Source organism: Paenibacillus mendelii, from assembly GCF_024498075.1.
Classification (GTDB): domain Bacteria; phylum Bacillota; class Bacilli; order Paenibacillales; family Paenibacillaceae; genus Paenibacillus_Z; species Paenibacillus_Z mendelii.
Genome location: NZ_JANHOF010000002.1, coordinates 559,962 through 572,701, shown reverse-complemented (window position 1 = coordinate 572,701; position 12,740 = coordinate 559,962). Strand labels below are relative to the sequence as shown.

Below are 12,740 nucleotides of genomic sequence, written 5' to 3'. Positions count from 1 at the left end.
ATAAGACACCATGAAGGAGCAAGGTCGCCATGTCATTCTTCAGACATATATTATCTGTCTTCTATCGAAAGCATTTATCCGATCAACGACGAGGCCTTCTTACCTCGATCGTGGAAGGCATACCGGCCGTCATGATGGCCAACTTTCTGGGGAGTGCTCCAATCCTGACCGCGTATATCGTCTATCTGGGCGGAGGCTCTGCAGAGGTTGGTCTGGCCCTTGCTATTCCCGCACTAGCAAACATGGTGCAGCTCATTGCCGCTTATTATATTCAACGATTCAATAACCGCCGTCTGCTCCTTACGGTATTCAGTGTAATCCACCGGATCGTATGGGTCGCAACTGGACTTATCCCGTTTCTGGTTCCAGAGGGCTCGCGCGTTGCCGTCTTTATCGGCATGTTCCTCTTCTCCTTCATTATGGGTGCAACCGGAGGCATTTTCTTTACCTCCTTGATAGCGGATATGGTGCCCGCTCAGGTACGCGGCCGCTATTTCGGAATTCGCAATACGATTCATTGGGCGGTGGCCAGCATCTCACTTCTGGTCGGCGGTCAAATTCTGCAGCAATTCGAGCAGCAGACCGCCTTTATTATCCTATATGTGATCAGCGTCTTGTGCGTGGTGTGGAACGGGATCGAGCTGTGGCGTTATCCGAATCCTCCGTTTGAGCGATCGTCGGAGTCCAGCTCAGCCGGCTTGTTCATGAAGCCGCTCAAGGATCCTTCCTACATGAAGGCAACCCTATTCATTGCTCTATTTATATTGGTGCAAAATATTGCAGTTCCGCTATTTTCGTTCGTCATGCTGGAGATTCTTCGGATTAGCATTTGGTGGGTGACCTTCATTACAACCGTTCAAATGATTGTTATGATGTTCAGCTACTATTACTGGGGCGTTATGAATGCTAGATTCGCGACGCGTACGCTGCTGCTCTGGACGCTGCCCATTATTGGGGTCTCTTGTGTACTGTGGGCCGGGATTGAGGTCCTGCCTGTCATTCTCGTTCTCCTGATCGTACATGCCGCGCTCGGATTTGGGATGGGCGGCTATAATCTGCTCGTATTCAATTTTATGATTGGCGATACGCCCAAGGCCGACCGGCCCATGTACGTAGCTATATTCTCGGCGCTGACAGGACTTACGGGGTTTGTGGGGCCGCTGCTTGGCGGGCGCCTGTACAAACAGATCGAGAATAGCCCGTACTGGCTGCAGAGCTATGGGATATCCTTCATGACGGGAATCGTGCTGCTTATGCTTGCGCTGACGATTGGTCCGGTCGTCATGCGGGATGGGCGCAAGAGACGCTAGAGATCGTAGACTAAATAGAGAAGAGCCGAACATGGAGTCCATGTCCGGCTCTTCTCTATTTTGTAGAGATACTTCAATGAGAGAGTCTTGTTAAGCCTGTTCGAGATCGATAGAAATGATAGACGGCGGAGTAAAACCTAGTCGTAAAGGTATTTTGTTTTTATTTACAAGAAAATAGTGGAATATTCTTTCACTATATGCTAGGATCAGATTGTGAAATACATATGTACTATCAGCGGAAGCGGGCGCTGCTTAAAATGCTTTATTGGTTTGCAGCTGCTTGTCGCGGGTCGCTGCTGTGTTTAAAAAAAGAATTTTTTTTTATTATAATAATTAATATTGAATGATTCCTCCAACGGTGATATATTGAATTTATGGAATTATGAGAGAATGACCATAGTTATGAATACTTCCAGCAGCACCCATTTATGCTTCGAATACTAATATTAGGAGGGATGATGACTAGAAAGTCGGGCGTGTTTGTTTGAAGGAACAGAAAGCTTAAGCTTGCACATTAATGGGGAGGGTTAAAAAGTATGCCGAGAATGAAACTGGTCATCACCATTTTGTTTGCGTTTACACTCATTTTTGTAGCTGCATGTGGCAACTCTAACAATTCAGGTAAGACAAACAACGGCACGAACGAAACCAAAGGAAATAACCAAGGCAATCAGACTAATGAGCCGGTCAAGGAAGAAGAGCCTCCTGTCGTACAGGAACGGCAGATCGACATGAACGGGGAAACGCTCAAAATTATTAACTGGGTTGATGGTCCGTCCGAAGAGACGCCTGAAGGCGCTCTAGAGCTTGCGAAGTGGAAAGAAGCAGAAGAGAAATTCAACGTGAAGATCGTCTACGAAAAGGTGCCTTGGGGCGAAAGCATCAACATGGTAACCAACGCAGCGCTTTCCGGCGAATCCGTAGCGGACATCGTACCGCTTGATCTGTACTTTGCCATTCCGGCCATTAATCAAGGTCTATTCATGCCGGTTGATGATTTCTTCGACTTCGAGGATCCGAAGTGGCCTGCAGGCATGAAGAAGCACGGCATGGTCAACGGCAAGATGTACGGCTTCACGACGAGCATCAGCAATGCATCGGGTATTTATTATAACAAAACGTTGTTCGAGCGTGAAGGCTTGCCGGATCCGCATGATCTGGTGGCACAGGACAATTGGAACTGGGAAACCTTCCTTGATATCGCGAAGAAGGCGACGAAGGATACGGACGGCGACGGCGTAATCGATCAATGGGGCGTAACCAATACGGCGCCGAACTTGGTCCGGATTCTCATTCACTCCAATGATGCCGCTTTCATCGAGCAGAAGGACGGAAAGAGCGTGTTTGCCTACGACAATCCAAACCTGCTGGAAGCGCTTCACTACTACAGTGACCTGTACAATGTTCATAAGGTCGTGAAGCCGAGCAAGAACGAGAACTTCGACGATTACAATGATTCCCAAACCGTGTTCGCTGCAGGTAAAGCGGCTATGGTAACCGGCGAGGTGTGGGAAGGTGCGACACGCACAACCATGACGGATGAGCAAGGCTTCGTATTCTTTCCTAAAGGTCCTAAAGCAACCGTATGGCAAGGAAGCATTGAGAACTATGTTCAGAACTATATCCCGGCTAACGTCAAGAGAGCCGAAGAAAAAGCGTACATTTGGGATTACATCCAAACATGGGACCGTGTACAGCCGAAGCTGCGTGAAGAAGCGGAGAAGCAGCTGCTGGCAGACGAGAAAGACATTGAAGCCATGCTGGAAATCGTGAAATATTCACAGCCGATCTTCCTTCCTGTTGACGGTGCACTCGGTGATACGGCTTACTCCATCGCGAATCGCGGCGAGTCGCCTGAAACCGTAATGGAGCGGAATAAGCTGAAGGCGCAAGCCGCGATCGATGCTCAGCTTAACACCATTAAGGAAGCACCGACGCCGGCGGCGAAATAAAGCAGCACTCATAACAGGTGAAAATGGGAATCCCTCTCGGGATTCCCGTCCTTTTATATGGATTACCATTTGAAGAGGAATGAGGGTTTCGCATGCGGAAGGTAACTAGGAAAACTAAGGCGATTGCTACTGCCCTGCTGGCCCTGGTCATAGTCATCATAATCGTCACCGTTGTTCCTGTGAATCAATCGTCAGGCAGTGTTCTGGAACCCGTCAAGGGAGGGCTCGATCTTACGGCGGACCCTGAGGCCATTCAAACCTCGGCTGGCAATCGGTACGAATCGTACATAGCACAATACGCGGATAAAGGACGGCCCTCCGTTACGCAGGTCATCGAAGCGGAAACCTTCGCAGCTGCTGACGGAATGAATGCGACTATAATAGACTCCTATGAAGGTTCCTCGACTCCTGTGATCAGCACGGAAGACACCGGCGCTATTCACTGGGATGTTCAGGTGCCTGAGGATGGCTTATATCATATGGGTTTACGCTATTATCCCGTAGCCGGCAACAGCTCGCCGATCGAGCGCGAACTGCTCATTGATGGAATCGCTCCATTCGATGAGGCGACCAGGCTCCTATTCTCCCGGGTATGGCGCAATGAGCTTCCTAAGATAGAGTCGGATCTGAACGGGAATGAGCTGCGCCCCAGACAGGTCGAAAGCCCGCAATGGCAGGAAGCGATATTTCGGGATGCGGAAGGCTATTACAAGGAGCCGTTCTCTTTCTATCTATCGAAAGGGCAGCATCGTATCACACTAAGCTCGCTTAGAGAACCTATGGTTATTGACTCGTTGAAGCTGTATCAAGAAGAGACGATCCCCGATTATAAGACTGTGGCCAAATCCTATGAGGACCAAGGCTACGATATCACAAAGGGACAATTCATCAAATTTCAAGGCGAAAGCGCATCCTTGAAATCGAATCCTTCGCTGTACCCCCTTAACGACCGATCAAGCCCAGGTACGGAGCCCTATCATGTGTCTAAGATACGGATGAATACGATCGGCGGGGTGAATTGGAAAATTCCCGGCCAGTGGATCGCGTGGGACATCGAGGTTCCCAAGGACGGTCTCTATGAATTTGGTCTTCGGTATAAGCAGAATACGGTCCGGGGCGTCAATGTCGTCCGGAAGCTTACCATTGACGGCAATATCCCGTTCAAAGAGGCCGAAGCGATTCCATTCAACTATGACGGTGCCTGGCAGATCGGCACTCCCGGCGAAGACGGAAAACCATATTTATTTTATTTAACCGAAGGCAAGCATCAAATCAAGCTCGAGCTCAGCATGGGCGAGTTGACCGAAATTATTCGTACGGTCCGCTCCAGCATTCAACAGCTGAATGCCCTGTATCTCAAAATAATCATGATTACGTCAACCGTACCGGATCCGTTCCGCGACTATGAGCTCGTGAAGAAGATTCCGGAGCTTCAATCCGTCTTCCAGAAGCAGAGTGAAATTCTGGAGAAAGCGGCCGACCGAATGGACGAAATGGTCGGTGGAACAAGCGACAGCACCACGATTCTACGGACGACTTCCTATCAGCTTGACGATTTGGGCAGCAGACCCGAGACGCTGGCAACGAGGCTGAAGAACTTCAAAGACAACGTTACCGCGCTGGGGACATGGCTGCTTACCGTCAATCAACAGCCATTGGAAATCGATTATTTATATTTCAAATCTCCGGATATCAAGACACCGCCTGTCAGCACCGGATTTGTTCGCAAGTCCGTGCACGAGGTGATGTCCTTTGCCAAATCATTCTCGGAGAATTACAACTCGGTTAGCAGCAGCAAGAAAGATGGCAAGAAGGAAGTTACGGTATGGATTGCTGCAGGACGGGACCAAGCTCAGCTGCTCCGGTCGATGATCGATAATTCCTTTACACCGCAAACGGGTATTACGGTCAATCTGCAGCTCGTTAATGCGGCTGTCGTCCTGCCGGCCACACTGGCTGGGAAGGGGCCGGACATCGCCTTAACCCAAGGGGATGTCATTAACTTCGCCATGCGTAACGCCCTGCAGGATTTAACGGAATTCAAGGATTTCGATTCCGTCAAGAACCGGTTCAAGGACAGCGCCTTTACGAGCTTCAATTACAAGGATGGTGTCTTCGCGGTCCCTGAAACGCAGACCTTCCCTATGCTGTTCTACCGGAAGGATATTTTGGACGAATTAAAGCTCGAGGTTCCGCAAACCTGGGACGATATGTACAAGATCATCCCTGAGCTCCAGAAGCATAACATGGATCTTGCACTGCCGACTAACATCGTCTTCGAGACCATGCTCTATCAGAACAAGGGGCAGTACTACAAAGAAGACGGCATTGCTACCGACTTGGATTCCGATATTGGGATCAATACGTTCCAGAAGTGGACGGAGCTGTACACCAACTACAAGCTACCGATCGAATTCGATTTCATAAACCGCTTCCGTACAGGCGAGATGCCTCTTGGCATCGCGGATTATACAACCTTCAACTTCCTGACAGTATTCGCCCCCGAGATTAGAGGCCAATGGAACTTCGTGGCGCTTCCGGGTACGCGCGCTGCCGATGGCACGGTTCATCATGAGACGTTAAGCACCTCGACCGGTACCGTCATGTTCAAGAATGCGAAGAATAAGGAAGCTGGCTGGGAGTTTATGAAGTGGTGGACAGATGCCGAGGCGCAGGTGACGTTCGGACGTGAGATGGAAGCGATTCTCGGGGAGTCAGCCCGCTATGCAGCGGCGAATCTGGATGCGCTTGGGCAGCTGCCTTGGTCTGCAAGAGAGCTGAATCAACTGACGGGCGAGCTGGAATGGGTCGTCGGACGACCGGCTGTTCCGGGCGGGTATTCGCTTGACCGCCATCTGAACAACGCGTTCTACGAGGTTTACACCGATGGTACAGAGCCTCGCGAGACATTAGAAAATTACGTTCGGACCATTAATCAGGAAATTACGATTAAACGGCAGGAGTTCGGTTTACCAACGGAGTAGAGAGGAGGGTCCGCATGATACAGCTTGTCAGAAAAACACGAACAGCGCTTGGGAGCGGTAAGCCGAGGCTGAAGATGAATCTCACGTTGAAGGAAATGAAGCGGAAAAAAGTCATCTATGCGATGATTGCGCCATACTTCCTCATATTCTTCGCGTTTACCGTTCTTCCCGTCTGTTTATCGCTTCTTGTCAGCTTTACGAACTTTAATATGCTGGAATTTCCGAAATGGGTTGGATGGCGGAATTATGCGCAATTGTTCGTACGCGACGACGTCTTCTTAATTGCGCTTAAGAACACGCTCATATTCGCCGCCATCACCGGTCCCGTTAGTTATATCGCATGCTTCGTACTGGCGTGGGTCATCAATGAATTTCCACCCAAGCTAAGGGCGATTGCGACCCTGGTGTTCTATGCGCCCGCCTTGTCAGGCAGCGCGTTCATCGTCTGGACACTATTGTTCAGCAGCGATTCTTACGGATACATCAATGCGTTCCTATTGAAGTGGCATCTGATCATGGAGCCTATCCTGTGGCTTAAGACGCCAAAATATATTATGCCGATCATCATCATCGTTCAGCTCTGGCTTAGCTTGGGTACCAGCTTCCTCGCTTTTATTGCAGGGCTGCAAAGCATGGATAAGACATTGCTGGAGGCCGGAGCTATCGATGGCATCCGCAACCGCTGGCAGGAGCTTTGGTTCATTACGCTGCCTTCCATGAGACCGATGCTCATGTTCGGAGCGGTCATACAGATTACGGCTTCCTTTGCCGTTGCGGAAGTGGCTACAGCCTTAGCCGGGTTCCCAAGCGTGAAGTATGCGGGCCATACGATCGTCACGCACTTGATGGACTATGGCTCCATTCGCTTCGAGATGGGCTATGCTTCGGCAATTGCGACCGTATTGTTCGCGATGATGCTGGGGTCCAATCTAATCGTCCGAAAACTGCTTGCGAAGGTCGGTGAATGACCGTGATTCGAATCAGTCTGCCCAAGAAGAGAGTAAGCCGATCCTGGAAAGGCGATGTCGTGCTGTTCGCGCTGCTGGCCCTCGTCGGATACTTTATGGCGATGCCGCTGGTCTTCGTCATCAGCAATGCGTTTAAGCCGATTAATGAAATCTTAAAATTCCCGCCGGATTTCTTCGTCCAGAACCCGACGATGAACAATTTCTTCGATCTGTACCATCTGCTGTCCGGTTCATGGGTTCCGGTTACGCGATATGTATTCAACACCTTCTTTATCGCTATCGTTGGCACAGCGGGTCATGTTATCATCGCCTCGATGGCGGCCTATCCGCTTGCCAAGCGTCATTTTCCGGGGAAGGCCATCCTCTTTACGATCGTCGTGATGTCGCTCATGTTCTCCGCGACGGTAACGCAAATTACGAACTATATGACGCTGTCCTGGCTCGGGTTTCTTGACACGCATTGGGCGGTCATCATTCCGGCTATCGGCTCCTCGCTTGGACTCTATCTAATGAAGCAATATATGGAGCAGATTCCAGACGCGCTTCTCGAGGCCGCTGAAATAGACGGATGCGGCGAATTCCGCATCTTCTGGACGATCGTCATGCCAGTGGTCAAGCCTGCATGGCTGACGCTCATTATCTTCTCGTTTCAAGGACTATGGGGAGCTGGCGGTGCAGCCGGCGCCATGTATATCTACAGTGAGCAGTTGAAAACCATCGACTACGCACTAGGTCAAATTCTGCAGGGCGGCATTATACGGACCGGTCCTTCTATGGCGGCAACGCTGCTGATGCTCACGGTTCCGATTCTCATCTTTGTTCTGTCGCAGAGCAGCGTCATCCAAACCATGTCAACCTCCGGCATGAAAGATTGAGGGGAAAGGGGAAGCCACGGTGAATCGATTTCGAAAAGTTCTGCTGCTTTTCCCACTTTTGTTGGTCATGGTTGGCGTCTCAGTCCCGGCGCATGCCGCTCCGTACGAAGGATACAATTATTCCTGGTGGGGAGAGCCTGAGCCTGCGCCGGTTCCGTATTTGCCTGTAAAGCAGGTAGTCGGCGATCAGCTGCCGTCCGGTCCGTTCAATTCTCCGGAAGATATCTATATCACGGCCGATAAGGAAATCTATGTGGTAGATACAGGTAACAGCCGGATCGTCCGTCTGGACGAGAATGCGAATGTGACACAGATCATCAGCACCTTTACAAACAGTGGGAAAGAAGATAAGTTTGCGGCGCCGCAAGGGATCTATGTCCACTCGAACGGTCATCTGTTCGTGGCGGACTCAGGCAATAAGCGGGTAGTCGAGTTGTCCAAAGAAGGTGATTTAATACGCATTATCGGAGCTCCGGAGAGTGATGTGCTGGGAACAGGCTTCGTCTATGAACCGATCAAGCTTGTCGGCGATTCAGCCGGGCGCTTGTATGTGGTCGGTAAAGGGGTCTTCAACGGAATTATGCAGTTTGATTCCGGAGGCAAATTTACGGGGTTCATGGGTGTCAATAAGGTCAAATACAGCGCGGTCGATCTGTTCTGGAAGCGCGTCAGCACGGAAGAGCAGCGCTCGAAGATGGTGCTGTTCATTCCGGTCGAATTCAACAACGTCGATATTGACGGTGAAGGGTTCATCTATGCGACGACCAGAGAAGCTTTCTCGGATGCGCCCGTTAAACGTCTTAATCCGTCGGGAAGCGATGTTCTGAAGCGAACAGGCTACCATCCGCCCAAGGGAGATATCCGGTTTAGAACAGGCGGATTGAGATCGGGAACATCCGCTATCGCGAGCGTCGCGATTGACCAGAACGGCATCTATAGCATTCTGGACACGACTCGCGGCCGTATTTTCACCTACGACCGGGAAGGCAAGCTGATGTATATATACGGACTGCTTGGCGAACAAGTCGGGACGTTCAAGACGCCGGTCGATATCGATATGCTGGGCGACAAGATGGTCGTCTTGGACAAAGGGCTTAATCAGCTCGTCATCTTCGAGCCGACTCGGTATGGAAGCGCGATCCGCGATGCCGTCATTATGAACGACACCGGCCAGGAAGAGATGTCGGTCGCCAAATGGCATGAAGTGCTGAGCTTGAATAACAATCTGGAGATCGCTTACCTGGGTATTGGCAAGGCCGAGCTCAGACAAGGACATAATTACGAGGCCATGAGAAACTTCGAGTTAGGCATGCACCGCGAATACTATTCCCGGGCGTTCGAGCGTTACCGGAAGGAATTCATGTGGGAGCACTTCGGCAAAATCATGGTTGGCGTGCTTGCTGCCGCAGTTCTGCTCATCGCGGCGAGGATCTTTATCAAGCGGAAAGAAACCGAGCCAGGGGTAGTAGGAATGGCCTGGTACACCATCTTCCATCCGTTCAACGGATTCTGGGAGCTGAAGTTCGAGAAGAAAGGCCGAGTCTGGTTCGCGCTGCTGCTTCTGCTGCTCTTATCGCTGCTGTATGTATTGAAGCGGCAGTATACAGGATTCATATTCAACCCGGGCATCAACGATCCGGAAAGCGTGAATACGATCGACGAAATCAAGTTTATCGTGCTCCCGTTCTTTATGTACTGTGTTGCCAACTGGTCGCTTACCACGCTCATGGACGGGGAAGGCAAGTTCAAGGAAATTGTCATCGCAACAGCTTATGCGCTTGTACCGCTCATTCTGATGCAAATTCCGTTAATTCTGCTGTCGAACATCATTACGATCCAGGAAGGCTCCTTCTACCGCCTGTTTGAATCCATCGGATTCCTGTGGTTCTTCGGATTGCTGCTCGTCGGCATGCTGACCGTCCATCAATACAGTGTAACCAAAACCATTGTCACCATGGTTCTTACGCTCATCGTTATCGGTATCATCATATTCCTGGGCTTGCTATTCTTCAGCCTCGTACAGCAGATGCTCTCATTCGGTACAACCGTATATAAAGAAGCTATATTCAGAATTGGGGAGGGATAATGTCGTGAAAAATCGAGGTTTCAGGTATTTGGCGGTGTTATCCCTGATCATGTCCATAACCGTTGTATCCGCTTGCTCGTCGGGATCGAATAATGATCAGCCTGCATCGGTGCTGCCTTCGACCAAGGCGGCTAATGAGCAGCCGGATCCATCCTTGAAAGCATTGAATGCCTCAGCACGCGTAGAGCCACGGATCGAAGGAATGGACGCTGTGCTGGAGAATGATTCGCTGCGCCTCTACATCAGCAAGGCTACAACGGAGATCGCCGTCCTGGATAAACAAAGCGGGCAAATATGGCGTTCGAATCCGGACAGCTCCGAGGATAAGCTGGCCACCCCGTATTTGAAAGGAAAGCTGTCCTCCCAAATTTCGTTCGTCTACTTAACGAAGAACGGGCAGAACAAAGATTATGACAGCTATAACAACAGCATCAAGTATAAGCAATTCGATATTGTGCCAACCGACAAGGACGTAACCGTCACGTACCGGTTCGGCAATCCGGAGAAGGGAATCGAAGCCATACCGAGGGTGGTCAGCAAGGAACGCTTCGAGGAGAGATTGCTGAAGCGTCTGGAGGACCCGGCCGATCAGGAACAGCTGAAGGTGCGGTATAAGTTCATGGAAGAGCAAGGAGTCTACGAACGCCGCGAAATTCCGAAGGCCGTGGTGAAGAAGCTGCTGGCCCTGTTCGAGAAGGTTGAGTACACCGAAGAGGATTTGGCGATCGATAACGGTAATGGCAGCGAGGGAGCGACGGAGGAGGAGGGGGCGAATCCTAAATTCTCCGCTTCGATCCGGTATACGCTTAGCGGCGCGGATCTAGTCGTATCCGTCGACACGAACTCGATAACGGAAGATTCCCCACCTTACCGAATCCATTCGATGAACGTGCTGGAGAACTTCGGAGCCGCCAGCAAACAAGATGAAGGCTATATCTTTCTTCCGGACGGCTCAGGCACGCTTATTCCCTTGAATAACGGCAAGAAGCTGGCCCAGCCGGTCTTTATGCCGGTTTACGGGGAAGACAAGGCGAAGTACGTCAAGGAAAAGTACAATACGATGCAACCGAATCGTCTCCCCGTATTCGGCATGAAGAAGAATGATGCGGCATTCCTTGCAATTATCGAGGAAGGGGACGGACTTGCCTGGCTGTCCGCCGATATTGCGGGAAGACAGCATGAGTTCAATACCGTCTCCAGTCAATTCATCATATTGCCCAAAGACGAGGTCCGTCTTAGCAACAACGAGATTATGTACAAAACGCCAAAGAATACGTACCGCGGCAAGCTGCAGATCCGTTATGCCTTTATGAACGGCGAGCAAGCCAATTATTCCGGAATGGCAGCTGCGTATCGGTCCTATTTGGAGAATACGACGGATATGGTCAAGATGAAGGAAGGCGGGGATACGCCATTCTATCTCGAGCTTACCGGTTCCATTCCGAAGAAGAAGAACATGCTGGGCTTCCCGTATGAAGCCTTAGTCGGACTAACGAATCTTGAGCAAGCGACCGATCTGGTCAATCAACTGAATGCCAAACAGATTGCAAACATCCGCCTGAACTACAAGGGATGGTTCAACAATGGGCTCAACCACGATTTCCCTTCCGATATCGACATGGAAGGCATCATCGGAACGAAGAAGGAATGGAAGCAGTTAAGTGAGAAGCTCACCCAAAGCGGCGGCGGCTTCTATCCGGACGTGGCGTTCCTCCAAGTCTATCAGGATTCCAGCGGCTTCAGTCCCACCGCGGACGCCGCGCAGTATATTTCAAGGCGGTATGCCAAGATTTACGAGTTTGACCGGGCAGCTTATTTCAGAAGCGACAATCTGCAGTACTACCTGCTGTCTCCGAATAAGCTGAAGGCCGAAATCAACGGATTTATGTCGGATTACAAAAATTTGAATCCAGGCTCAATCTCCCTGCGCGATCTCGGCTCGGATCTGTATTCCGATTTTCGCCGTAAGGGCGAAGTGACCCGGGAAGACGCCAAGCAGATCGTCACGCAGCAAGTGCAGCGTATTCATGAAGAGGTGCCGGATATTATGGTCGCCGGCGGTAATGCGTATACCCTTCCTTATGCGTCACATGTTGTCCGTGTGCCGGAGAAGAGCAATGAATACCAGTTGGCTGGCGAATCGGTTCCTTTCAACCAGATGGTGCTGCACGGCTACGTGGATTACGCAGGCTCGCCCTACAACCTTTCCGATGACCAGAATGTTCGGGTAAATATGCTTCGATCGCTGGAAACGGGCTCCAACGTCTATTTCAGCTGGATATATGAAGATCCGGCCGTGCTGAAGGAGACCTCTTACAGCTATTTGTTCTCGACGCATTATGAGCGCTGGCTGGATGATGCGGTTCAAGCTTACGAAGAAGTCAACGGCGTCTTGAAGAATGTCCGGGGTCAAACGATCGCAAGGCATGACAAATTATCCGATCGCGTATTTAAGACCACGTATGAGAATGGTTTGAGCATCACGGTCAATTACGGCGGCCAAGATGTGCAGGTTGGCGGCAACACGATTAAGGCGCTTGATTATATCGTTGAGGGGGGATAAAC

7 protein-coding genes are annotated in these 12,740 nt (G+C 50.6%); all 7 read left to right on the top strand.

What is annotated here, in order from left to right:
- The first annotated feature begins 29 nt into the window (after positions 1–29).
- The 7 genes from NNL21_RS09865 to NNL21_RS09835 all read left to right on the top strand — a co-directional run bounded on the left by NNL21_RS09865 (position 30) and on the right by NNL21_RS09835 (position 12,738).
- Positions 30–1,310 (top strand): MFS transporter, encoded by a 1,281-nt coding sequence (locus tag NNL21_RS09865; RefSeq protein ID WP_204817212.1) that lies wholly within the window; start codon positions 30–32, stop codon positions 1,308–1,310.
- A gap of 536 nt (positions 1,311–1,846) precedes the next feature.
- The gene (locus NNL21_RS09860) at positions 1,847–3,262 is read left to right on the top strand and encodes an ABC transporter substrate-binding protein (protein ID WP_204817213.1); all 1,416 of its coding nucleotides are present in this window, start codon (positions 1,847–1,849) and stop codon (positions 3,260–3,262) included.
- Positions 3,263–3,354: 92 nt separating this feature from the next.
- Complete coding sequence (locus tag NNL21_RS09855) at positions 3,355–6,246, top strand: extracellular solute-binding protein (RefSeq protein WP_204817215.1); 2,892 nt, start codon at positions 3,355–3,357, stop codon at positions 6,244–6,246.
- A 74-nt stretch (positions 6,247–6,320) separates the two neighbouring features.
- On the top strand, positions 6,321–7,214 hold the full coding sequence (locus tag NNL21_RS09850; RefSeq protein ID WP_204817931.1) for a carbohydrate ABC transporter permease: 894 nt from the start codon (positions 6,321–6,323) through the stop codon (positions 7,212–7,214).
- On the top strand, positions 7,211–8,089 hold the full coding sequence (locus NNL21_RS09845; RefSeq protein ID WP_204817218.1) for a carbohydrate ABC transporter permease: 879 nt from the start codon (positions 7,211–7,213) through the stop codon (positions 8,087–8,089). The genes NNL21_RS09850 and NNL21_RS09845 overlap by 4 nt, the downstream gene beginning before the upstream one ends.
- A gap of 19 nt (positions 8,090–8,108) precedes the next feature.
- Positions 8,109–10,175 carry a YIP1 family protein gene (locus NNL21_RS09840; RefSeq protein WP_256555141.1) on the top strand — a complete coding sequence of 689 codons (2,067 nt, stop codon included), beginning with the start codon at positions 8,109–8,111 and terminating at the stop codon, positions 10,173–10,175.
- Positions 10,176–10,179: 4 nt separating this feature from the next.
- Positions 10,180–12,738, top strand: a complete 2,559-nt coding sequence (locus NNL21_RS09835) for a DUF5696 domain-containing protein (protein WP_204817219.1) — start codon at positions 10,180–10,182, stop codon at positions 12,736–12,738.
- Positions 12,739–12,740 lie beyond the last annotated feature (2 nt).

Excerpts from the sequence above, each read along its gene's own strand:
- NNL21_RS09865 (WP_204817212.1), top strand. The coding sequence starts at position 30 with ATGTCATTCTTCAGACATATATTATCTGTCTTCTATCGAAAGCATTTA.
- NNL21_RS09860 (WP_204817213.1), top strand. The coding sequence starts at position 1,847 with ATGCCGAGAATGAAACTGGTCATCACCATTTTGTTTGCGTTTACACTC.
- NNL21_RS09855 (WP_204817215.1), top strand. The coding sequence starts at position 3,355 with ATGCGGAAGGTAACTAGGAAAACTAAGGCGATTGCTACTGCCCTGCTG.
- NNL21_RS09850 (WP_204817931.1), top strand. The coding sequence starts at position 6,321 with ATGAATCTCACGTTGAAGGAAATGAAGCGGAAAAAAGTCATCTATGCG.
- NNL21_RS09845 (WP_204817218.1), top strand. The coding sequence starts at position 7,211 with ATGACCGTGATTCGAATCAGTCTGCCCAAGAAGAGAGTAAGCCGATCC.